General features: G+C 36.4%; 26 protein-coding genes. 11 read left to right on the top strand and 15 right to left on the bottom strand.

All coding sequences use genetic code 11. The features are described from left to right. Positions 1 to 82 precede the first annotated feature (82 nt). The 11 genes from BOQ62_RS11140 to BOQ62_RS11090 form a co-directional block, all read right to left on the bottom strand. Positions 83 to 970: an urea transporter gene (locus BOQ62_RS11140; protein WP_129039486.1), complete on the bottom strand. Its 888-nt coding sequence runs from the start codon at positions 968 to 970 to the stop codon at positions 83 to 85. A gap of 226 nt (positions 971 to 1,196) precedes the next feature. Next, positions 1,197 to 1,898, bottom strand: coding sequence for a membrane protein (locus BOQ62_RS11135; protein WP_047421274.1), 702 nt, complete (start codon positions 1,896 to 1,898; stop codon positions 1,197 to 1,199). A gap of 137 nt (positions 1,899 to 2,035) precedes the next feature. Continuing rightward, the gene (locus tag BOQ62_RS11130) at positions 2,036 to 2,824 is read right to left on the bottom strand and encodes an urease accessory protein UreD (protein ID WP_129039484.1); all 789 of its coding nucleotides are present in this window, start codon (positions 2,822 to 2,824) and stop codon (positions 2,036 to 2,038) included. Then, the gene (ureG, locus tag BOQ62_RS11125; RefSeq protein ID WP_034697252.1) at positions 2,825 to 3,463 is read right to left on the bottom strand and encodes an urease accessory protein UreG; all 639 of its coding nucleotides are present in this window, start codon (positions 3,461 to 3,463) and stop codon (positions 2,825 to 2,827) included. Between the two features lie 284 nt (positions 3,464 to 3,747). Next, positions 3,748 to 4,437, bottom strand: a complete 690-nt coding sequence (locus BOQ62_RS11120; protein WP_129039482.1) for an urease accessory protein UreF — start codon at positions 4,435 to 4,437, stop codon at positions 3,748 to 3,750. Between the two features lies 1 nt (position 4,438). Next, entirely contained in the window at positions 4,439 to 4,948 is a 510-nt protein-coding gene (gene ureE, locus BOQ62_RS11115) for an urease accessory protein UreE (RefSeq protein WP_129039480.1), read from the bottom strand. After that, a complete protein-coding gene (locus BOQ62_RS11110; protein ID WP_129039478.1) occupies positions 4,938 to 5,585 on the bottom strand; it encodes a hypothetical protein in 648 nt (215 codons plus the stop codon). The genes ureE and BOQ62_RS11110 overlap by 11 nt, the downstream gene beginning before the upstream one ends. Positions 5,586 to 5,694: 109 nt before the next feature. Continuing rightward, entirely contained in the window at positions 5,695 to 7,416 is a 1,722-nt protein-coding gene (gene ureC, locus BOQ62_RS11105) for an urease subunit alpha (protein WP_129039476.1), read from the bottom strand. A gap of 1 nt (position 7,417) precedes the next feature. Then, entirely contained in the window at positions 7,418 to 7,786 is a 369-nt protein-coding gene (gene ureB, locus BOQ62_RS11100; RefSeq protein WP_129039475.1) for an urease subunit beta, read from the bottom strand. Positions 7,787 to 7,797: 11 nt separating this feature from the next. Continuing rightward, on the bottom strand, positions 7,798 to 8,100 hold the full coding sequence (ureA, locus tag BOQ62_RS11095) for an urease subunit gamma (protein ID WP_065398656.1): 303 nt from the start codon (positions 8,098 to 8,100) through the stop codon (positions 7,798 to 7,800). Between the two features lie 155 nt (positions 8,101 to 8,255). Then, positions 8,256 to 8,621 (bottom strand): hypothetical protein, encoded by a 366-nt coding sequence (locus BOQ62_RS11090; RefSeq protein ID WP_129039473.1) that lies wholly within the window; start codon positions 8,619 to 8,621, stop codon positions 8,256 to 8,258. Between the two features lie 406 nt (positions 8,622 to 9,027). Between BOQ62_RS11090 and pruA the strand changes: the two genes are divergently transcribed. From pruA to BOQ62_RS11075, 3 genes are all read left to right on the top strand, one after another. Further along, positions 9,028 to 10,653 (top strand): L-glutamate gamma-semialdehyde dehydrogenase, encoded by a 1,626-nt coding sequence (gene pruA / locus BOQ62_RS11085; RefSeq protein ID WP_105703735.1) that lies wholly within the window; start codon positions 9,028 to 9,030, stop codon positions 10,651 to 10,653. Between the two features lie 340 nt (positions 10,654 to 10,993). Next, on the top strand, positions 10,994 to 11,215 hold the full coding sequence (locus BOQ62_RS11080) for a cytochrome C551 (RefSeq protein WP_129039471.1): 222 nt from the start codon (positions 10,994 to 10,996) through the stop codon (positions 11,213 to 11,215). A gap of 306 nt (positions 11,216 to 11,521) precedes the next feature. Beyond that, on the top strand, positions 11,522 to 11,731 hold the full coding sequence (locus BOQ62_RS11075) for a hypothetical protein (RefSeq protein WP_129039469.1): 210 nt from the start codon (positions 11,522 to 11,524) through the stop codon (positions 11,729 to 11,731). Between the two features lie 403 nt (positions 11,732 to 12,134). On the opposite strand, the gene BOQ62_RS11070 is transcribed toward BOQ62_RS11075, so the two are convergent. Then, the gene (locus BOQ62_RS11070) at positions 12,135 to 13,733 is read right to left on the bottom strand and encodes an AraC family transcriptional regulator (RefSeq protein WP_164976727.1); all 1,599 of its coding nucleotides are present in this window, start codon (positions 13,731 to 13,733) and stop codon (positions 12,135 to 12,137) included. Positions 13,734 to 14,008: 275 nt separating this feature from the next. Here BOQ62_RS11070 and BOQ62_RS11065 point away from each other — a divergent pair, with 275 nt between their 5' ends. Continuing rightward, on the top strand, positions 14,009 to 15,223 hold the full coding sequence (locus tag BOQ62_RS11065; protein ID WP_185146796.1) for a thioredoxin family protein: 1,215 nt from the start codon (positions 14,009 to 14,011) through the stop codon (positions 15,221 to 15,223). Between the two features lie 201 nt (positions 15,224 to 15,424). On the opposite strand, the gene BOQ62_RS11060 is transcribed toward BOQ62_RS11065, so the two are convergent. Further along, positions 15,425 to 16,447, bottom strand: coding sequence for a 3-oxoacyl-ACP synthase III family protein (locus tag BOQ62_RS11060; RefSeq protein WP_129039465.1), 1,023 nt, complete (start codon positions 16,445 to 16,447; stop codon positions 15,425 to 15,427). A 73-nt stretch (positions 16,448 to 16,520) separates the two neighbouring features. Here BOQ62_RS11060 and BOQ62_RS11055 point away from each other — a divergent pair, with 73 nt between their 5' ends. From BOQ62_RS11055 to BOQ62_RS11040, 5 genes are all read left to right on the top strand, one after another. Next, positions 16,521 to 17,420: a CorA family divalent cation transporter gene (locus BOQ62_RS11055; RefSeq protein ID WP_129039463.1), complete on the top strand. Its 900-nt coding sequence runs from the start codon at positions 16,521 to 16,523 to the stop codon at positions 17,418 to 17,420. 160 nt (positions 17,421 to 17,580) lie between these two features. Then, positions 17,581 to 19,167, top strand: coding sequence for a patatin-like phospholipase family protein (locus tag BOQ62_RS11050; RefSeq protein ID WP_129039461.1), 1,587 nt, complete (start codon positions 17,581 to 17,583; stop codon positions 19,165 to 19,167). Positions 19,168 to 19,213: 46 nt separating this feature from the next. After that, positions 19,214 to 19,351, top strand: coding sequence for a DUF2199 domain-containing protein (locus BOQ62_RS24275; protein WP_262708325.1), 138 nt, complete (start codon positions 19,214 to 19,216; stop codon positions 19,349 to 19,351). Between the two features lie 26 nt (positions 19,352 to 19,377). Next, positions 19,378 to 19,713 carry a DUF2199 domain-containing protein gene (locus BOQ62_RS11045; RefSeq protein ID WP_262708329.1) on the top strand — a complete coding sequence of 112 codons (336 nt, stop codon included), beginning with the start codon at positions 19,378 to 19,380 and terminating at the stop codon, positions 19,711 to 19,713. Between the two features lie 281 nt (positions 19,714 to 19,994). Beyond that, a complete protein-coding gene (locus BOQ62_RS11040) occupies positions 19,995 to 20,408 on the top strand; it encodes a hypothetical protein (protein WP_129039459.1) in 414 nt (137 codons plus the stop codon). Between the two features lie 43 nt (positions 20,409 to 20,451). Here BOQ62_RS11040 and BOQ62_RS11035 read toward each other — a convergent pair whose 3' ends face one another. Then, positions 20,452 to 20,982 (bottom strand): NAD(P)H-dependent oxidoreductase, encoded by a 531-nt coding sequence (locus tag BOQ62_RS11035; protein WP_129039457.1) that lies wholly within the window; start codon positions 20,980 to 20,982, stop codon positions 20,452 to 20,454. Between the two features lie 91 nt (positions 20,983 to 21,073). Here BOQ62_RS11035 and BOQ62_RS11030 point away from each other — a divergent pair, with 91 nt between their 5' ends. Both BOQ62_RS11030 and BOQ62_RS11025 read left to right on the top strand, forming a co-directional pair. Continuing rightward, on the top strand, positions 21,074 to 21,454 hold the full coding sequence (locus BOQ62_RS11030) for a winged helix-turn-helix transcriptional regulator (protein WP_129039455.1): 381 nt from the start codon (positions 21,074 to 21,076) through the stop codon (positions 21,452 to 21,454). 69 nt (positions 21,455 to 21,523) lie between these two features. Then, positions 21,524 to 22,033: a hypothetical protein gene (locus BOQ62_RS11025; RefSeq protein ID WP_129039453.1), complete on the top strand. Its 510-nt coding sequence runs from the start codon at positions 21,524 to 21,526 to the stop codon at positions 22,031 to 22,033. A 121-nt stretch (positions 22,034 to 22,154) separates the two neighbouring features. Here the strand turns inward: BOQ62_RS11025 and BOQ62_RS11020 are convergent, their stop codons facing one another. Beyond that, a complete protein-coding gene (locus BOQ62_RS11020) occupies positions 22,155 to 22,715 on the bottom strand; it encodes a DNA-3-methyladenine glycosylase I (RefSeq protein WP_129039451.1) in 561 nt (186 codons plus the stop codon). Between the last annotated feature and the right edge of the window lie 743 nt (positions 22,716 to 23,458).

The raw sequence follows: 23,458 nt of genomic DNA, 5'->3' as shown, positions 1-23,458 counted from the left end.
AAGTGAATTGTCAATCATCATGAAAAACCTTAAACCTTGACTTTAAACTTTGAACTTTCTCACTCTCAAACTCTCCAACTTTTTATTTTTTTGTTTTAAGAAATACTTTTTGAATCAAAAGTGTGATCCATGTTCCGGCTACAAATGGGAAAGTAAATACTCCGCCTACAATATCCAGACAATGATTGTCTATTAAAAGATCATCAATAGCAATGGTAATAAGAACGGCAATCAGAACCCACAAACCATCTGTTTTTTTGACTCCGGAGAAAACAACAGCTGAAAGCACCGCATTAAAGCCAAATAATCCCATGTGGATTTCTTTGATAGGTTCTCCATTCAATTGTGATAATCCTGCTCCCAAAATAGACGCTGTCAGTCCATATAAAGCTGCTACCGGAGAGCTGATGAAAACAGCAAGAAAAAAAATAATCCCTGAAAGGACTCCTCCCTGAAATATCACTTCTCCAAAGCCATTGGTACAGGTAAGAAAGTCATCGTATTCTGAAGGAATTACTTCACTGCTCAACATTGCAGATGGCGGAATATGCGTAAAATGATGGAGCGCAAATACCAACACCCAAGTAATAATGATGAAAGGAAAAGTAAACACCGGAATTTTCTTCTGAATAAAGAAATGCTGAATAACAGCTGCCAACGCTCCACCCAATGCAATAAGAAACCAGATCAGTATTGTTGTCTGAAACAGAAAAGCCAACGCTACTCCCACCAGTGCTGCACTGAAACTGTAAAGTCCTGCACTGATTTCGGATTTGTCATAATGAAGCTTCATTGCGGTGAAAGTTCCGGCTGCTGTTGAAAGCAATACGGCAACTCCGCACTGCCAGCTTCCCATAAATATCCCTATCAGAAACAAAAGCCCTGTCCATCTGTTTTCCTGGAGCATAATCTGCCCGATTCCTTTTAAAACATGGTCTATAAAGGGAAGTTTTTTGAAAAATTCGTCCATAGTTTTTTTAATTATATTAATGATTGTGGAAATTAAGATAAGAGACGGATAGATAATAGACCTTGGAGGCTGGGTCAATTTTGCTTCGCAAGTGAATGGTGAATAGTCAATTATCAGTGAAAGGATAACAATCTTGAACCTGAAACTTTAAACCTTAAACAATTCAACTCTCAAACTCTCTTACCCTCAAACTCTACCACCCGAAACCCCGAAGCTCGAAGCTCCTTTACCATCCAAGAAAGACCATTCCCACACCGCAAACAGTTACGACAGCTCCGCTTACTACTCCCATGTATCTTTCCAGTTTTTCGGTATTGAATAGTGTTGAGTATCCATAACGTCCCAAAAGAACCATCCCAAGCATGGTCAACACTGTTGTTGCCGTGAAAGATGTCACCAATACAGCAATTTCAGACATGGAATGTTTCACCCCTGAATAAAATAATAAGGGAATCAAAGGTTCACTTGGTCCCATCACAAAAATCATGAACAGGACAAGCGGTGTTACTTTTATTCTTTTTTGAGGCATTACTACTTCACTATGATTATGTTCATATACATACACATCATCTCCCATTACATCAAAGTGTTTATGCGGCTTGTTTCTGATGGCCTGAATGAGACCGTAAACAAGGTAAACCCCACCAAAGATCAGCAGTGCCCATCCTGAGAAATTTCCTCTGATATCCTGAAACCATGAAATTTTATTCAGCTGCCATCCCAGGAAAACTCCGATAAAACCTAAAATCAGGGAACTGAACACATGTCCGAATCCGCAGACAACGGTTAAGATGGCTGTTTTCATACCGCTCCATTTTTTAGATTTTGAGATCACAATGAAAGGCAGATAATGATCCGGCCCTGAAGCCGTATGTATAAAACTTATTGAAACGGCACTCAAAAGAAGTGCCCAAACTGTACTATCCATTTTCTATTTATCTATTGTTGTTCTCTATTAAGTTTTGGCTAAAGCCAATGGAAGTGTATCTTTTAGTATTGCGGGCTAAAGCCCGCCTCTATTGAATATTTTCTCTGTGTACCTTAAATAAAGAATCATTTTAATTTTTACTCTAAAGACCAAAGAATTTCCTGAATATACTGGAAGAAGTTGTACATCATTTCACCTCCGTGTCCCAAAGCCCTTACCACAAAACCATTGTCTTCCATGGCAGAAACACCTACTTCCATTTCTTCACGATGCTGCGCTGCAGCTTCAACGATCTCTTCTATCAATCCGTTTTTATCTACATTTTCTTTTGTACTGTAGAAAATCAGTGTTCCCTGATGGGTATATTGTTCGAGGTTTCCAATGCTGCTGATCGGGATCATATCAGGTTGAATCAGAACATTATCTTTTACCACAAGCTTATTATTGTGATAGATTTCCATCACATTCTGAAAACGTTTCAGTTTAAAAACTTCTCCATAATGTTTTCTCCCACAAGTAATGATCTCGCTGATGATGATCTGACTATTTTTTCCGATATGAATATTTGCTTTACTCTTAAAGTTAGAATCTTCGTGGGGAACAATGGGATGAGGAACATAAGCGAAAGAAGTTTCATCTTCCATAGAAACATTGAGTTCCTGAAGCGCTTTGTCCTGCATGTTGAAAAGTCTTTGGTAGGATTGTGACTGCAACTGAAGTGCGGCTCCTTTTTCCAAAGCAATTTCCAAATGATAATGGTCTCCGTCCAGAATTCCAGGAGAGGAGCTCATCACCATCTGATAGAGCTTTTTGTCACTTTTCCGCTGTCCTACAGAAACTACTCTGAAAGGAAGTGAGACATAAAGATCTTTCACATAGGATTCTCCTCCCTTGAATCCTGCAATAATATTTAAACGACTATCCATCTATCTTACCAAATTCGGTTCTTCGATTTCTTCCAGAAGGGCATATTTTTTAATCCAACCAATTACTTTGTCCAATCCCTCATCTGTTTTAAGGTTGGTGAACACAAAAGGATTTCCTTTTCTCATTCTTCTGGCATCGTTTTCCATTACCTCAAGACTGGCACCTACGTGGGGGGCAAGGTCAATTTTATTGATGATCAGTAAATCTGATCTTGTAATACCGGGACCTCCTTTTCTAGGAATCTTTTCTCCTTCTGCCACATCGATAATGAAAATAGTGACGTCTGCAAGATCGGGGCTGAATGTTGCAGAAAGATTATCTCCTCCACTTTCAATAAGAACCAGTTCGATTTCCGGGAAACGTGCTGCCAACTCGTCTACTGCTTCGAGGTTCATACTCGCATCTTCACGAATCGCAGTGTGTGGGCATCCTCCTGTTTCTACTCCAATAATTCTGTCATGGGGAAGAAGACTGTTTTTCGCCATAAATTCAGCATCTTCTTTGGTATAAATATCATTGGTGATGACTCCAAGATCATAAGTCCCGAATAATTTTCTGCTTAAACGTTCCAATAATGCGGTTTTTCCTGAACCTACAGGCCCTGCCACTCCTACTTTTATATATTTTCTATTTTCCATTTTCTTTAAATTTTATTTTTTTTTAACGCTATGGACGCTAAGTTTTTTTTGATTGTGAATATTTTTTGATCGCAAGGGCGTTTCACTCAGCAAAGAGCACCTTATTTCATGTATATTTTTTTTAAATTGAGAATATTGTAAGGAATGCAAAGGCATTTGATTCGGCTAAGAAGCACACCACTCACCCAGTCATAAATCATTCATTTTCTTAACTTTACAATCTTTATTCATCACTTCTCCTTTCCTCCCTTTTATCTTTTTACTTTTACCTTTTTACTTTTGTCTTACGACATATAAAGCCTTGAATAAAGTCTTTCATGCTGCATACACCGGATCTCAAAGGCAGTATTACAAAGTCCCACCATGTCTCTGTCCAACTCCATCGTTTCCCAGACTGTTTTTTCCATTACGGGATAGAGTGAGAATAGAATATCCTGCCCGTCCAGCTGCCCCAAAGGAACAAGCTTTACTGCATTGGTAATCATCCCGGCAACCGAAGTATAATAGAATCCTAAAAGTGCTTCATATAAAGGAATTTTCATCTGATAAGCATACACTCCAAACACAATACAGTAATGGGAATTGGCTTCTTTATCCTGAACTGCTTTTTCAAAAGCTTCCATTAAAGGGAAACTTTCTCTTCTTTTGAAGATCTTAATGAGTCTGAGTCCCAGTTTCTGGCTGGCCTGACGGATTTCCTTCGGACATTTTATCGCGCTGCACTCATTATCAAGAAGCAACAATGATTTCAAATCCTCTTTTTCTGCTGCTTTATAAGCCAGTTTCACAAAGGCTCCGTCATTGAATTTAAGATTGTACTGAAGCATATTCTGGACAAATTCTTTTGCTGTTGCCAAATCATGTACAATTCTTTCCTGAACATACGTTTCAAGTCCGTTGGAATGGGTATACCCCCCGATGGGAAGTGTAGGATCCGCAAGATGAAGCAGTCCTGACAGAAAGTTTATATTCATGTTATTCATCTTTCGGGGCAGCCATTTTTAAGATTTTAGTAAAGATTGTTGATCCCAGACTTCCATGTCCGTGAGGTTCTACATTAGATTTAAGAAGATTGAGAAGTTTCACAGATTGTTTTTCCGGGTTGAAACCACTTACTTCCAGCCATCTGAACATCGGCATTTCAAAAGGGAGCAATACTTTATCTTCCTGAATGAAAAGTGGAATATGCTTGTTTCCGATCTCATAACATACGGTACCCATTTCCAACAAAGACGCTGGTGACATCACGATAGCTTCTGTTTCCAGAACATTTACCGCGATTATTTTTTCTACATCCTCAAAAAGAATATCTCCTTCGCGCAAACGCTGTCCTTCTCTCAGAAATTTGATGGCAACATCAATTCCCTGTCTGGTTTTTTTACGCTGGATTCTTTTGGTGGTTTCAAACCATTCCAGATCAAGATAATCTATGGTTTTCTCCGAAGGATTTTCAGCAAGATTGCCTATGATTTGATTAATTATCATTTTTGATTTTTTTTCTGAAGTCTAAGTTTTTGGAGATTCCTACCCCGAATGTTGAACCACTGATTCCGGCCACATAACTTTTTGTCCAGCCTTCTTCTTTTGTTTTGGTCTGAAGCATTGAAAGCTCTGCAAATTTGAATTTCAGTGCCCAGCCTCCTCCCAACAATATCCCGATCAAAGGATAGGCACGGAGACGAAATCCGTTAAAGTTCTGCATGGCGTCTGCTGCTGTTGAAAGCTGCTGCCCCCAAACATAATAGGCATCCACCTGACCAATCAGTACAAAATATTTTCCAAGCATTACTGACGGACTATACCAGATACCGGCTTCATTTTGTTTATAGACCACATTATGGTCAACTGTATTCTGCGAGTAAGCATAATTAACTCCGATAAGGTCATTATTATTAATGAAGTATCCCATTCCCAGCGGCGCACTGGAAACCGTACTGCTACTGCTTGAAGGGGTTGTGATTTTAGAATAGTCTAATGAACCGTACATCATAAACTGTCCTTTTGGTCCCTCTTCATCGCTTTTAAGCCTGTGTCCGCCAAGAAACTGAGCATTCAGATTTCCTGAAAGCATACATGCACCAGCTATTGCAAGAGGAAAAACTGTTTTATTTAAATATTTCATTCTACCCTTAGTTCTATAATTGTTTTACATTGAATTGAATAAACTTTGATTAAACCTTATAGGTTTTAAAAACCTATAAGGTTTGTACCTGTCATTGTTTAAATTGATCTTAGAACAAATAATACAACTGTGTTAAAGGAAGTGTTTCCGCAGGCTCACAAGTGATGTACTCTCCATCTACCGTTACTTTATAGTTTTCAGGATTCACTTCAATTAAAGGCGTCTTATCATTATGGATAAGGTCTTTTTTACCAATATTTCTACAGTTTTTCACCGGAAGAATCATTTTTTCCAGTTTGTAAGAAGCGATTGTTCCGTTGTCGATAGAGATTTGAGAAACAAAATTCGCACAAGTACCAAATTTTGCTTTTCCGTGAGCTCCGAACATGTTTCTGTAGATAATTGGCTGAGGCGTTGGAATAGATGCATTGGGGTCTCCCATTTTAGCAGCAATGACGAATCCTCCTTTTACAATCATTTCAGGTTTTACTCCGAATAATGCGGGTTTCCAGATCACTAAATCTGCTAATTTTCCTTCTTCAACAGATCCTACATATTCTGAAATACCATGTGCAATAGCCGGGTTGATGGTATATTTAGCAACATATCTTTTTGCACGATAATTGTCATTTCCGCTATCTTTATCTTCATCCAGATCACCTCTTTGCTCTTTCATTTTGCTCGCTGTCTGCCATGTTCTGGTAACCACTTCCCCTGGTCTTCCCATCGCCTGGGAGTCTGAACTCATGATACTGAAAACTCCCATGTCGTGAAGAATATCTTCTGCTGCAATGGTTTCAGGACGGATACGTGAATCTGCAAACGCTACATCTTCAGGAATGTTTTTACTCAGGTGATGGCAAACCATCAGCATATCCAAATGCTCATCAATTGTATTGACCGTGTAAGGACGTGTAGGGTTTGTTGAAGCTGGCAATACATTAGGATACATAGCTGCTTTAATGATGTCCGGTGCATGACCTCCACCTGCTCCTTCTGTATGGAAAGTATGGATTACCCTTCCGTTGATGGCTATCATGGTATCTTCCAGAAACCCTCCTTCATTCAATGTATCCGTGTGGATGGCCACCTGAACGTCATATTTATCGGCTAATTTCAATGCAGCATCAATGGTGGCAGGAGTTGCCCCCCAATCTTCATGAATTTTTACTCCTAAAGCACCAGCTTCCACCTGTTCTTCAATAGGTTCTTCAGCTGAACAGTTTCCTTTTCCGAAGAAACCAAGATTCATAGGATATTCTTCTGCTGCCTCGAGCATTTTCTGCATATTGAATCTTCCCGGAGTAACGGTTGTAGCATTGGTTCCGTCATTCGGACCTGTACCACCTCCAATCATTGTGGTGATTCCGCTGTAAAGAGATGTTTCGATCTGCTGAGGGCAGATGTAGTGAATATGGGTATCAATACCTCCGGCAGTTACGATATAACCTTTTCCACCATGCACTTCGGTTGAAGCCCCGATAATCATATCAGGAGTTACACCATCCATTGTATCAGGATTACCCGCTTTTCCGATTCCTACAATCTTTCCGTCTTTGATTCCGATATCTCCTTTTACAATTCCCCAGTGGTCAATAATGACGGCTCCTGTAATACAAAGATCCAGAACACCTTCGTCTCTTTTTGCCGTCACATTCTGTCCCATACCATCACGTACGGTTTTTCCACCTCCGAAAACGGCTTCGTCTCCGTAATGAGTGAAATCTTTTTCGATTTCAATAATGATTTCCGTATCTCCCAGTCTGATTTTATCTCCGGCTGTAGGACCTAATATATTGGCATATTGTTTTCTGTCTACGTGTAAGCTCATCTTAGTGATTTTTAAAGTTTAATTCTTCAACTTTTGCAAGGCTTACTTTTTTCTGTTCTTCAGAATCTACCTGCCCATCGACAAGATTATTGAAGCCCATTGCTTTTTTGGTTCCTCCTATTTCTACCAATTCCACTTCTTTTTCTTCTCCCGGCTCGAAACGTACTGCAGTACTTGCTACAATATTCAGCCTCTTTCCGAAAGCTCTTTCACGGTCAAAGCTCATGGCTTTATTGACTTCGAAAAAATGGAAGTGCGAACCTACCTGAATAGGGCGGTCTCCTGTATTAGTCACTTTTATTTTTACGGTTTCTCTGCCTTCATTGCAGATAATTGTACCTTCTTTTACAAAAATTTCTCCTGGTATCATAATCAGTAGTATTAGCGGATTGGATTGTGTACGGTTACCAGTTTGGTTCCGTCCGGGAAAGTGGCTTCAATCTGAACATCATGGATCATGTCTGCCACACCGGGCATTACATCCTCTTTGGTAAGAAGATTGGCGCCTTCCTGCATCAGTTCAGCTACTTTTTTCCCATCTCTGGCTCCTTCAAGCAAAAAATGACTGATCAGAGCTATTGATTCCGGGTAGTTTAATTTAAGGCCTCTTGCCTTTCTTTTCAGAGCAAGTTCGCCTGCCAGAAATAGCATAAGCTTCTCCGTTTCTCTCGGTGTTAAGTGCATAATATTTTTATTTAAAATTGGACAAACAATATCCGATTCACCTCTCCGTAAAGGCAAACAGACCTGTTCAAAAATGTAAAATGGGAATGATTCTTACGGACCTGTATTAAAGTGAATACAAACCATAATGAATCATTAAAAATGTGAAATAGAGATTAGCAGCCAGCTATCTGCAAGCAATGATACAGAATGTACCTTGGTGCTGTAATATAAATGCAGTTTTGAACGGCTGCAACCTGTGTATTGTAAGTGTAATCTGCAAAGAAATAGTGCAGCCACTGCTGTGTAAGTATTGAGTAGTCAAATTTCACTTTCTCCCAGTCATTAGAATCCTGCACATCCTGCGCATCTGAAAAACTATAGATTTCAGGTTGGGTCTGCTGATCAGATTTCTGCTGAAGAAGATGAATTTTTGAAAGGACATCAGCGTATGATTGAGTTTTCCCTTTATGTGCAAAAAGACCTGCACACAATGCTGAGAAAAATATCATAAAAGAGAAAAATAGGACTCTTTTTTTCATACCTGTTAATAATGGTGTAAAAGTAGAACAATCTTATCCCTCTGCCTATCAAAAAAATTATTTAAAATGTTCAAAATCACAACAAATGTGAATTTATATAATTTTAACACTTCGTTACAAATCCCTTATTTATAGCAATTAATAACTGTTTTTAAACTATGACAAATATTTTATTGTCCTAATTCCTATAATTATAACAAAATGATGCGTTTTTTTCTAAAAGCTAAAGAATTATCAAAACATACCAAGATTTAATAAAATCTATCATCAAAAAAGCTTAAATATTATCAGAAAATTCATTTTACACTTTATTTGACAAAAACAGATGGCATTTTTTCTTTCTTTATAATTATTGTAAATTTGTATACACATCTTATTAAATTTAAATAAAATAATAAAACGTAATATGTCAAAAGCAATTTCGCAAGTACCATTAGCGGTAAATGAACCGGTAAATTCATACGAACCGGGATCTCCGGAAGTTAAAAGCCTTATCGACACTTATAAAAAAATGTGGGCTGAAAAGGTAGAAATCCCAATGATCATCAACGGAAAAGAAGTAAAAACAGATACAAAAGTACAGCTTCAGTCTCCACAGGATCATGCGCATGATTTTGGATTCTATTACCAAGGTGGTATGCAGCATGTGGATGACGCTATCAATGCGGCATTAGCAGCTAAAAATGATTGGAATGAACTAGGCTGGGAACAGCGTGCGGCAATTTTCTTAAAGGCAGCTGATCTTTTGGCTGGTCCTTACAGAGATGTGATCAACGCTGCAACAATGATCGGACAGTCTAAAAATGTACACCAGGCTGAAATTGATGCTGCTTGTGAGTTCATCGACTTCTTAAGATTCAATGTAGAGTTCATGACAGAAATGTATTCTGAGCAGCCGGTTTCTGACAATGGAATCTGGAACCGCGTTGAGTACAGACCATTAGAAGGATTCTGCTTTGCAGTAACTCCATTCAACTTTACGGCTATTTCAGGAAACCTTCCTACTTGTATGGCAATGTTAGGAAACGTAGTGGTATGGAAACCGTCTGACAAGCAGGTATATTCTGCAAAAGTAATCATGGATGTATTAACAGAAGCGGGTCTTCCTGCAGGGGTTATCAACATGATCTTTACGGATGGAAAAGAAACTGCTGAAAAAGTATTGGCACACCGTGATTTCGCAGGTCTTCACTTTACAGGTTCTACAAAAGTATTCCAGGGAATGTGGAAAATGATTGGTGACAATATCCACAACTACAGAACATACCCGAGAATTGTTGGAGAAACAGGAGGTAAAGACTTTGTAATCGCTCACCCTTCTGCTAACGTAGAAGCTGTAGCGACTGCATTGGTAAGAGGTGCTTTCGAATACCAGGGACAGAAATGTTCTGCTGCTTCAAGAGCTTATGTACCTAAGTCTCTTTGGGCTGATGTGAAAAAAGTAATGGAAGCTCAGATGAGTACCATCAAAGTTGGTTCTCCAGAAGATACGTCTAACTTCGTAAACGCTGTAATCGACAAAAATTCTTTCGAAAAATGTAAAGGATACATCGACAGAGCAAATGCTTCCGGTGAAGCTACTGTAGCAATTGGAGGAAAAGTTGATGATTCTAAAGGATGGTTTGTTCACCCAACAGTAATTGAAACTACAAATCCTCAATACGAAAGCATGGTAGAAGAGATCTTCGGACCAATTCTTTCTGTATTTGTGTATGAAGACCAAGACTGGAAAGAGACTCTTAAGTTAGTAGATTCTTCTTCTCCATATTCATTAACAGGTTCTGTATTCTCACAAGACCGTTACGCAATCAATGAAGCGTACAAAGCTTTAGAGAACGCATCTGGTAACTTCTATATCAATGATAAACCAACGGGTGCCGTAGTAGGTCAACAGCCTTTCGGGGGTGGTAGAGCTTCAGGAACCAACGATAAAGCAGGTTCTAAAATGAATCTTCTAAGATGGACGTCTGTAAGAAGCGTAAAAGAAACATTTGTTTCTCCAAAGAACTACAAATATCCTTATTTGGGATAATAAACGATAAATAATCATTGATCAATGATGTAACAGCCTCGGAATTTCGGTTTCGGGGCTTTTTTGTTGGGTGGGTTTCGGGGTGCGGGATTCGAGTGGTAGGGTTTGAGCGTAAGAGAGTGTGAGAGTTTGAGAGTATTAGAGTGTTTTTGGTAAAGAGTATTTTTGGGACTATAATCAACATTAAACATTAAACTCGCATCCCGAATCCCACATCTCGAAACCCGATACCCCCCACTAACATCCTTTAACAAACTTTACCGATATTTTACGACTTATCATACCCGGTTAGGAATAATTGTTGATTTTTTTACTGTACAACACCCCAAAATAAAATAGTATGAAAAAGTTATTGTTAGCAGCCGTTGGAATAGGAATATTTGCCGTGAGCTGTGGAACCAAAGAATCAACAATGTCTACAAGTAATCGGGACTCAGCAGCTGTAGAGAATACACAGAAAAGTGCATCGTCTACAACTTCTGATACAATGACTACAAAAATGACGAGTTCTGACAGTATCAAGATGAAAAAGGATTCTATGGCAACCTCTCCAGCCAAATAGTAATTATAAACATTCAATCTAAAAATGGAAAATCTGCAGATGAAAGCTCTGCAGATTTTTTTTGAAAAGATTAGAAGCTAAAATGTGAAAGCAATAATTAAGTTTTGTTTTGAATGATGTTTATTTTTTAGGTTTTGGCTGAAGCCATGGGATAGATAATTTATGGTTATCCGGGTTAAAACCAAGCCCTATTGAATTTTATTAAAAACATCTTTTATCTTTTATCTTTTATCTTTTATCTTTTATCTTTTATCTTTTAATTAAATTCTTATATTTGATTAAAACCAAACATTAAAATTGACTATTATGAAAAAAATCTGGATAGGAGCCGTTCTTGGACTTCTTTTTTTTGGAAGCTGTGCTCAAAACAAAGAGAAAAGAGAGGAATATAAAGATGCCCACAACAAAGATTCACTCTTAAACAAAATGGGGGATTCTGCTGTAGCCAATTCTCAATCAGCACCAGCTGTCTCTGATACTTCAAAAACCAAAACCGACAGTACAAAGGTTAAATAAAATCACAAATCCACAGACTACTGTGGATTTGCACTTAAAAAAACTTGACTGAAAAAAAACCGGGCAATCAACCCCGATTATGGGATATGGTTTATATTCTGAACAGAATATCCTTTGAAGATGAAAGGGAGAACAATGCTATCTCAAAAATGAAACAGGACATGTGTTCTATATATTAATTTTCATGGTTGGGTTTTTAGCTTAGAAATCAGAAACTCTTACTTTAGACCTTCGTTCAGAAGAAAGGATGATTCTTCAAGAAATAAAAGAGATAAGCTGCAGTACGGAGATGTTCATTTCCCTAAAACTGGCGCAAATATAGGGCAGCAAAGGTTACCTCTAAAGCAATAGGTTGTTCATTTTCATGAAAATAGTAAGATAGAATCTAAAAAATCATCTCTACTTAATCATTTTCAGGAAAATGAACATTTTTATCGGATTGGTTTTCAGCATCAATATATTTAATATAAGCTGATGGAGAATAATCTGTAACCGCCTTAAAAACTGCAGCAAATTTACTGTGCGAAGAGAAGCCGCATTCATCAGCAAGAATACTTATCTTGTACTGTCTATACTTCTCGTTATTAATAAGTTTGTCTACAATATAGTTGATTCTTAAACGATTAATATACGTTTTAAAGTCTGCACTTTTATGCTGATTGATTACATATGACAGATATTTTGTATTGGTATTGAGTTCACCAGCAAGAAAAGACAGAGACATTCCTTTATTGTTATAAAGATCACCTTTTTCAAAATCTTCAAGAAGTTCCAGCAATTTTGATTCTGTTTCTGCAGTCATCAGAGAATCATTTCGTCTGCGGTCTGCCTCAGAATCCTTTTCTTCAATTTCTTCCACAGATATATTAGAGAATTCATTATTGTCAACTTCTTTTAAAGGATAGTGAGTCCTTTTACTGATTATATTTAACTGAGCTCTTATAATATTTCTAAACTTTGAACGTTGTTTTTTCTGTTTTGTTCTAAAAAATACAAGTAAACCAATCAGTGATGTAAACAGAACTATAATAGTAGTATTTTTCACCCGGTTCATCTGGTCGTCTTTCTTAATAGTCTTACCTTTAAGATTTGCAAAACCCTTTCCGGAAAAACTCTGATTACGGGCTGCAATACTGTCATAAGTACGTACATATTTCACTGCATATAAAGAGGCTTTATAATTATCCCCCACTCCTTCATAGTAATCATTAATATTGGAATATACTGCTTTTTTAAGCTTGAGACTTCGAGAGGTATCAGCTATTTTTTCTGCTTTCTTAAGGTATAATTCAGCATCCTGCCAGTTTTTCTGTTTCAGACGGATTCCTCCTAAACCATTGTAGACCAATCCCAGCGTACAGCTTCCTTCTTTAAGTAATTCTTCTGCTTTTTTGTAATAGTTTTCAGAAACGGTATAATCATTAAGCTTGAAATAGATATCTCCCAATAACTGATAGGAGGCTGCAGCAGTTCTACCCTCACTTTTTGTGTTTATTTTTTCAAAATATCTGAGTGAAGATTCAATATATCGGATGGCTTTAGAGTAATTGCCCAGCTCCATTTCATAGAAAGCCATTTCCTGATTCAGCAGCCCTGCCGCCTCATTACTTTTTTGAAAATCAGAAATCCTGCCTGAGGCTTCCAGCCCTTTTACAATGTATTTTTTGGATCTTTCGTATAACCCTACCTGTCTATATTGTCTGGCAAGCAATCTGGTCACCACAGCCATCCATTCCGGGTCATTACTCTGGTTAATAACCGAATGGGCATTTTCACTATAACAAATTGCTTTTTTAAGTTCACCGGCATGATGATAAAGCTCTGAAGAAAGAATAAGGCATTTTATTTTTTCTGAGGGCATTTGCGCCTTCATATAAAGAGAATCTGCTGTTTTGATTGCTTTGGGTAAATCTTTATAAGCAGTAACAGAAGATGTCTTTTCACAGATAAGATAAAAATTACTTTTTTCCTGTGCGGATATAGAGACTGCTGTTATCAGCAAAAACAAGAGTTTCAAGAGATTATTAGACATAGAAAAACAAATTATTATTTTTATTTTATAATAATTCATCATTATTTTCGCTGAGTGTCTTTTTGTTTTTTACAAAATTAGTGATATTTTATTTTTTATTAAAATATTATATTGAATTTTAACTATTTAACCAAAAATAGCCATTTGCATTAATTTTAATAATTATACTAAAAAAATATGTGATTATCTTTCATATCAACCTATCTGTGTTTTAAAACTAAAGTTCTCTTATAATTATTTTCAATATGAACGACTTAAGTGTCATCATATTTATTACATTTGCAGGGAATAAAAAGTTTTATGAAAAAATAGCCATACTTTCCTCAATTTTTATAGGAGTCCTTGCATGGGCACAGGGAATTAAATTTGAAGACAGCAACTTTGCATCGATCCTTGCGAAAGCAAAAAAAGAAAAAAAACTGGTCTTTATTGACGCATACGCTTCATGGTGTGGACCTTGTAAACTGATGGTGAAAAATATCTTCCCACTTCAGTCTGTAGGAGACTACTACAATTCTCACTTTATCAATGCTAAAATTGATATGGAAAAAGGAGAAGGAATTGAGCTTGCAAAGAAATATAATGTAAAAGCATTCCCTACTTACCTTTTTATTGATGGAAATGGCGAAGCAGTACACAGAACGTTAGGATATGTTGAAGAAAAGGACTTCATCCAGTTTGCAAAAGATGCTGAAGATCCGAACAAAAGACTGACTTCTTTGAAACAGCAGTTTGAAAAAGGAGAAAAAGATCCTGAGTTTTTAAAGAACCTTGCCGGGCTTACCATGTATAATGATGCTGAGTTTGCAGGCAAAGTGATGAACCGTTATTTTCAACAGAAGACAGCTTTAAACCAGGAAGATATTCAAATGCTTCTTTCCGGGGTACAAACTACAGATAGCCCTTTATACAAGATTTTCCAGGATAAAAAAGCAGATATTGTTAAATTTTTCCCAGAGGATAAGTACGAAAAGTTCGATAAGAATATAAAGCTGAACACTGTTTCTAAAAAAGCTTATAATCCTGATACAAAAAAATGGGATGATAACTATTTCATGGCTGAAACTCAGAAATTTCTGAGCAAAGAAGAGGCTGATAAGATCCTAAAAAGAATGAAAGCCAACAGAGCTTTAAAAAATAAAGATATTCCTGAGTATGAAAAATTGATTCTTGATCTTTACAAAGATTATTCTGCAGCAGGCTCTGAAGAACTGAATTCTCTTGCATGGAACTTCTTCGAAAATGTAAGCAATAAAACTTCTCTTGAAAAAGCCATTACCTGGGCACAGGAATCTGTAAAAAAAGACCAGAATTTTGCGAATACGGATACATTAGCCAATCTTTACAATAAAGTAGGTGATAAGAAAAATGCAAAAATGTGGGCTGAAAAGTCGATTGAGCTTGCAAAAAGTACTGGACAGGATTCTTCTGATACAGAAAAACTGTTGAAGAGTCTTTAATAGATGCTATAATACAATAAAACCCCGCAGAGCTGAAGTTTCTGCGGGGTTTTTATTATATGTTTGAACCGCCCCGTTAAATTTTTTTGAATTTTTGCTTCCATCCCAATTAAAGGGGAATTTTCACGTCTTCAGTTATCGTATCAGTGAAAAAGGGGGGCTTATTAATTTTCTATAAGCTGTTCTTGCCTTTTTTGCTCATTAATATTCAAACAAAACACTTCCCCACGTAAATCCGCTTCCGAAAGCTGAAAGAAGTACCAAATCTCCCCTTTTAATCTTTCCTTGTTCTATCGCCTCACTTAAAGCAATGGGAATAGAAGCGGCTGTAGTATTTCCGTATTTTTGAATATTATTGAAAACTTTTTCGTTCGGTAATCCGAATTTTTCCTGTACAAATTGGGCAATTCTAAGGTTCGCCTGATGTGGAATAAACATATCAAGATCTTCAATTGTTTTTCCTGCTTTGTTCAGTGCTTCCATCATCGTTTCCGGGAATCTTGTTACCGCATGCTTGAATACAAAGTTTCCGTTCATGATTGGGTATACTTCCTTGTTTGTTACGTTTTCAGGATCTTTTCTCATCCTGTCGCTCCATCCGAATTTTGAACCAGGGAACTGAGTACAAAGATCGTCTGCATATTTTCCTTCAGAATGCATATTCACAGCTAAAATATCTCCTGCATTTTCATCTTCTGAGGCAGAAAGAACAACCGCTCCTGCTCCATCACCGAAAATGACAGAAACACCTCTTCCTTCATCAGAAAAATCCAATCCGAAAGAATGAATTTCAGCCCCTACCACAAGAATATTTTTATAAGTTCCTGACTTGATAAATGCATTAGCCACACTCATAGAATATACAAATCCTGAACACTGATTTCTCACATCTAATGCTCCGATTGTATCACAACCCAGCATATCCTGAAGCAGTACGCCACAACCAGGAAAATAATAATCCGGTGATAAGGTTGCGAAAACAATATAATCTATATCTTTTGAAGTAAGACCAGCATTTTGAATCGCTTTTTCTGCGGCTTTAAAACCTAAATAAGCGCTGGTTTCCTGAGAATCGTTTCTGTTTTTTCTGTGTCTTCTTTCCTTGATACCTGTTCTTTCCGTAATCCATTCGTCATTGGTAGCCATTAGTTTTGATAAATCATCATTGGTAACAACGTTATCGGGAACATAAAATCCTATCCCTTTTATGGTACTTTTAATCATATAGTTTTTTAATTTTGGCAAAGATAAAACTTATTTAACACATACTTTTTCAAAATATTAGTATTTTTACTTTATGCCAATTGATACGATATACAGAACCTCCCAGTGTGAATGGGTAGATGTAGAGGCTCCTACTGCAGAAGACCTGAAATTTCTTCATGAAAGATATGAAATCAACAATCTCCTTCTGGAAGATACCATGGATCCCAATCACCTTCCCAAATATGAAGAAGACGGAAATGTAAAATTCTTTCTCCTTCGTGAAAGTACGGAGCTGGAGAGAAAGAATCTCAATACGATCAGTGATATCAGTACCAAGATCGGAATTTTCCTGGTAGAGAATACTATTATCACTATTCACAGGATGAAAACAAGAAGTATTTCTGAGACCAAGAAGCAGATTTCATTGATTCAGGAAGATCTTACTCCACAGCAAATCATGCTGAAAATTGCGATATTGATTATGAAAAGTTTTGATGATGAATCTTTGAGTCTGTTTGAAACGATGGATAATATAGAAAACGAAATTTTCCTTAAAAATACTAATCATACAAGCCAGATCAGACGTCTTTACAAGCTGAAGCGAAAATCCGGTTTGAATTCAAGAGTGCTTATCATTTCTACAGATGCAATTGATAAGTTTAAATTACTCAATCTTCAGGACTCCGAAATTGTCGATCTGAAGGATAAGCATAAGGATGTAGTGGCGGATTTTGATCATTTAAATATTCAGATTACCAACCTTATATCTATGTTTCTGGCTCTTTCGGATCAAAAGGCGAACCAGGTCATGAAGGTTTTGGCGATCTACTCGGTTTATTTCTTACCAATTACTTTTATTGCCGGAGTTTACGGAATGAATTTCGATAATATGCCGGAGCTTCATCATAAATATGGATATTTTATAACGTTGGGAGCAATGGCTACCGTTGTGATTAGTACATTTATCTATGTAAGACGCAGACAGTGGTAATTTTTTCTGAACGCAAAGGTTCATAAGAATACTAAATGACCTGAGATTTTAAGGTGCAAAGATTTTATCTTCGATACCATATAAACTGGTAGAATATTCTAGATTAGAGATAGCTTCAACCCCAGTTTGCAATGACGATACACCATCAAAACAAAATACCATGACTACTGAAAACCTCAACACAATTTTGGAGGATTCTTCTCTTTCACAGGCATCCAAAGATAAACTGATTGCCTTTCACGAGAATATTTCTGCTAAGGAGTTCTCTGATCTTCTGGATCAGTATGGAAATCAGTATGTAGAATTTGTACAGGAAGGCGGCGGCGTTTGGGGAAGTGCATTGGTAGGCTATCTTTACGGATTGGAAATATTTGGAATCCGCTTTCTGAAAGTTGCCGGAACAAGTGCCGGAGCGATTAATACGATGCTGATCGCTGCGTGTAAAACTAAAGAGGAAGCTAAAAGTGAACTGATCAAGGATATTCTTTTCAGCTGGAATTTTGCAGATTTTATGGATGGGAAAACGTATGTAAAAACTACCCTCCATGCTATGCTTAACAACAAGGATTTCTTTAAAATCAATGCAGTTATTGCTGCCATTCTTTTTATTATTCTGATCAGCATTCCGTTTTTGGCTCCTTCAACAACGATCCTGAATGCTAAACTGATGTTTCTGATTCCCCTGGTTCCAGCTGTCATTCTCTTTTTCTGTATTCAAAAGCTGTACAATAATTTTAGAAAAGAAAACAGCGGACTGAATCCGGGAAATGCTTTTCAGAACACCATGCAAAATGCACTGGAACGTTTTGGAATAAACACAGTTGCCCATCTCAATGAAAAATTCATCCAAAAGGAACAGGATCTCAACCTTAACTACCGGTATGGAAATGGGCAAGAATATTATATGATGGCTTTGCAAAGCATCGAAAAGATTAAAATTAAAAACCAGAAACATATTGACCAGACCCGTTATAGAATTTTCTATGACAGTGCTGTCAATAACGATTATTATAAAAACAATCCGTTCTACCTTCTTACATCTGAATATGTTGTCATTACGACCGACATCAATGCTAAAATTAAGGTAGAACTTCCTACAATGGCTAATCTTTACTGGTCTGAAGAAGAGCTGAAACACATCAGTCCTGCCGAATTTGTGAGGGCTTCTATGGCCGTTCCTTTTTTCTTTGAGCCATTTCAGAAACAAATTAACAGGGATGATGATTCCGTAAAGTATGCATGGAGGTACTGGATGAATACGAAGCCTGAAGACATCAATCCCGCAGGAGTTTTCATTGATGGAGGGAGTATTTCCAACTTTCCTATTGATCTGTTTCATGCGGATGAAGTTTTTTATCCGAGAATGCCTCTTTTCGGAGTACAGCTGACCAGTGATTCTGCCATTCTTTCTGAAAGAGGAAAAACCAGTCAGGATATCCTTAAAAGCCCTTTCAGCTATGCCGGAAACATCATCAGTACTTTAAAAGGGTTTAATGATAAAACATTTCTTACCAAGCATACTTTCTATAAACTATACAGTATACAGACTGTGAACTGTGGTACCAGCAGCTGGCTGAATTTCTTTATGAAAAAGGAAGAAAAAGAAGAACTTTTCAACAGGGGTTTTCAGGCTGCGCTTGATTTTCTCAACACTTTCAGCTGGGAAAAGTACAAATATGAAAGAATGATGCTTACGATGAAGGAGAAAAAAATACTGAAAGAAGAGGACACGCCTACGGTGGGGTAAGGATTATATCTGTTAAATTGACCAACATTATAAATAAAACAATAGTATGAAATATATCTGCCAATGCTGTGGAGAAGAAAAAGAAGACTGGCCTGCGATTGCCTATAATGCTCCCTATTTCTATTACTGTCTATCAGAAGAAGAACTAAAGAATGCTGAACTCACTCAGATTTATGCACCGTAAAAGATCCTGAAAATACCCACAGATTTATCCGGGCTGTTCTTGTACAGGAAGTTACTGATGACTGCAGAGATCTGGAATACGGAATCTGGGTTTCTCTAAGTGAAAAAAATTTCAACGAATATGTTGAAAACTATGACAATAAAGAATTTGAAGCAGAATATTTCGGATGGCTTTCTACCTATCTTCCGGATTATGATTTTGAGGAAAGTGTTCCTACAACAGTGATAGTAAATAATTCTATCGGACGACCTTTCGTTTATCCTCATGAAAGCTATGAACATCCATTTGTACATGACTTTCATAATGGAATTACAAAGGAGGAAGCAGAGAAGAGAATTAACAGGGTTTTAAATAAAGAATAAATGAAGTCTGCTTACAAATATATTTTTTTTATTGGGTTATCAATAGTTTCCCTCTCTATTATAATGTTTTTTATATCGGTAGGATTATTTACAGCAAGAGGAGATTATCCTAAAATTGTTATTAAACTAGGTGAAATTTCTTTTACTTTATGGCTTCCTTTTCTAATCATAGGAATATTTTTAATCATAGTAGGAACAGTTTGTAAATTCAGAAAAATCCAATAAAAAAACATTAATCAGATATAAAAAAATTTATCTCTGAAAAATTTCATATTATTCTTTTGATACTCACTTTAGGACTGATTATATTCTGGTTAATTAGTGCTAATTTAGGGATTAATGATCTGCTTAAAAGACCTAAATATACTGTTGGAGAAGCCATATCAGACTGGCATCACAAAAATAATAATGGAGTAGGAATAGATTACAAATATCATGTTAATGGTATTAACTACTCTAAAACGGCTAACGTCTCTTACCAGAAAGGAGATCAATTCCTTATCATTTTTGATTCCATAAAATCTGATAATTCGACAATACTTGATATCTATTCTATTGAAAACTATCTCATAGATTTAAAAATCCCAGAAAATGGCTGGAAATATCAGGATATTCCCTTTAATATTGATAGTAACACCATAAAGAAATATGTGCAGGACTGGAATGTCGAGCCATTTGAATACATTCAAAAGTAAGCTGAACTCACAAAAATGAAAGTTCAACTTACTTTTCATATGATTATAAATTATCCAAAAACTCCAGATACATTGGGACACTTCTGTTGATCCATTCATCAGAAGGATTTCTTTCAATCCCATAGTAAACGAAAGGTTCCTTATAATCTGCTTTTATATAATCAAAAGTCAGTTCGTAAGGTCTGAAAAGTTCATTCATGGTGTATTTATATACTCCGGATGCAGTATAGGCTTCTTCATCTATACCTGCTGTAACGGCCAGTGCCATTTTCTTTCCAGCAAGCTTAAATCCACTGGTACTTCCATATGCCCAACCATACAAAATCACCTCATCCAGCCACTGTTTTAAAAGTGGCGGACTGCTGAACCAGTAAAAAGGAAACTGAAATACTATTTTATCATAAGATTCCATCAGTTTCTGTTCTTCAGCTACATTAATTTTTCCATCCGGATAAGCTTCGTACAGTTGATGAACAGTATATTTTTCAGGAGATTTTTTTAATTCGTCAATCCATTTTTTATTGATCACAGATTTTTCAATATCTGGGTGTGTAACAATTACTAAGGTCTTCATTATGTTTAAATTTCTACTACAAATTTACAATACATAACTTACATTTCGTACATTAGCAACCTATTGTATGGTACTATGAAAAATGTAAGTAATGACTAAAATAAAGGAAACTTCAACCAATTTTGCCAATAAAAAAGCGCTTGCTGATGAATGTCCGGAAATCTATGCTTCCAACACGATCGGAGGGCAATGGGCATTGGCTATCTGTTGTTATTTAATCAATGGAAAAATGCGATTCGGAGAACTTCGAAAAAAGCTTCAGAATATTACCGAAAGAATGCTTACGCTTCAACTTCGCAGATTAGAAGAAGACAAAATTATTACCAGAACGGTATACGCAGAAGTTCCGCCACGGGTAGAATATGAGCTTACGGAAATAGGCTACAAACTGAAACCCATTATTCTGGAGTTTGAAAAATGGGGTAAGGAGCATCAAGAATTGATGAAAAACAATAAGATAGAGAAAAATTAAAATTAAAAAAATTCTACGTTGTGTTGTTTTATGTAAAAATAGTTATCTTTAAGTACATAAACCAATACTATGAAAAACCTGACCTCTTTATTATTGTTACCTACATTTATCTTTTTAGGAATAAATATGCATGCACAAAAAATTTCTGACGGCCAGACAGTCGACATCAATGGAATGGCTGTTACCTTCAATATCCTCAATAAAGAAAGTGTAGAATCCGGTGGAAAATCCTATGACCGATATAAAGTTTCTGCATCCGTAAAAAATACTTCAGATAAAACATTCAACATCAGATTATCAGCCTTTCCACAAATTGTAAGCAACATAAGCCTTGTAGAACTGGACTGCATTAATGCAACCGGAGCCAGACTGACCTCTAAGAAGATAGAATTAAAAATGAAGGCCCAAATGATTAATGTTACCTACTCTGCTTATGATAAGTCTGGAAAATTCATCACCAGTACGATTCCTGTAACCGGCAGTTATTATTTTGATCCAGGGGATATCATCAGTGATAATGCTATTTTCATTGTCCCGCAAGGTGAAAAACCGGATGTTTCTGTAAGAAGTATGAAATAAATAAAAGAACTGCTGAAAAAGCTTCAAAGAGAAACTAAAGAGTTTAGATTCCTGCGGAATGACAAATAGAAGTGTTTGACATTAAGCACATACTGTGTCATTCCGTAGGAATTTCAGTTTATTATTTAGCTATTTTCTCCTTCCACAAAGGTTTTTCGGCCAATACTTTTGAGTGTATCGGACAGGTTTCATGATGAGCTCCTTTTAAATATCCGGTACTCATAAGAAATTCGTTGACAATCTCTCCACCCGTGAATTTGAATGTTTTTTTGAATAACTTCATCCATTCCTGCAAAGTCATTGGATGATGATGTACCAGCCATTTTTCAAATGACCCGAATTCTTTCTGCAATTCAATAATGGTTTTTGCATTTTCAATCGCTGCATTTACTTTTAGTTTATTCCTGATAATTCCCGGATCACTAAGCAATCTCTCGCGGTCTTCTTCCGTATAAGCTACTATTTTTTGGATATCAAAATCATCATATGCTTTTCTGAAGCTGTTTTCTTTTTTCAGAACTGTTTCCCAGCTTAGTCCTGCCTGGTTGATTTCAAGAATTAATCTTCCAAACAACTCATTATCATCATGAATGGGAAACCCATAATAATTGTCATGGTAATTTTTGTGCAGTTCTTTTCTGCTTTCAGGCTGCATTCCTTCTATTGCTAAACAATAACTCATTACACTATATTTTCTTTTTTAGTTAAAACTTTCAAGGTATAAATATAAACCAGAACTGTGACAACTGTCCGTCAGTAGTGATTTTCAATTTTTAAATGTAAACATAATTCCATTCATTTAATTTTCTTCTGCTCTGAGAAAAAGATTTCATGTTATTGTCTATGACATACACTGTGAATGACAGTTGGAAGCTCCTTTAAAGTACAAATAAAAATCCCAGATAAGTTCCGGGATTTAGCTTGAGTTTTACTTCTTGTTATTTCTAAAAACCAGTATTAGGGTGTAAATAGAACTAATGACAAAAATTAGAAAAGGAATGATAAAGCTTAACCTTAATTTAGATATACTGTCTTTATAAAATATATTAGGAACCATTAAAGAAAAGAGTATTGACAGTAATGCAATAAAACAAAGTAACATAAGATACCGGTCTTTGTATTTTCCTGCTGATAAGAAAACATACAAAGTTCCTATAAGAGGTATTATAGCAATTCCTTCCCACAAGATAGTATGCTGGCTAAAAGATAAAGAGACTATATCATTAATAAATTGAAATAATCCCCAAAATATATAAATAAATACTGGAAGATCATCCCTCTCTACACTGCAGATCATTAAAAATGATAAAACAGAAATAATTTTTATAACACTCAATTTCATATAACTCATTACAATGCATTTTCTGTTTTAGTTAAAACTTACAAGGTATAAATGTAAACCAGAACTGTGGTAACTATCCATCA

Origin of the sequence: Chryseobacterium sp. CH21, from assembly GCF_004119445.1 — a bacterium.
Lineage (GTDB): Bacteria > Bacteroidota > Bacteroidia > Flavobacteriales > Weeksellaceae > Chryseobacterium.
This window is presented reverse-complemented; position numbering and strand designations above follow the sequence as displayed.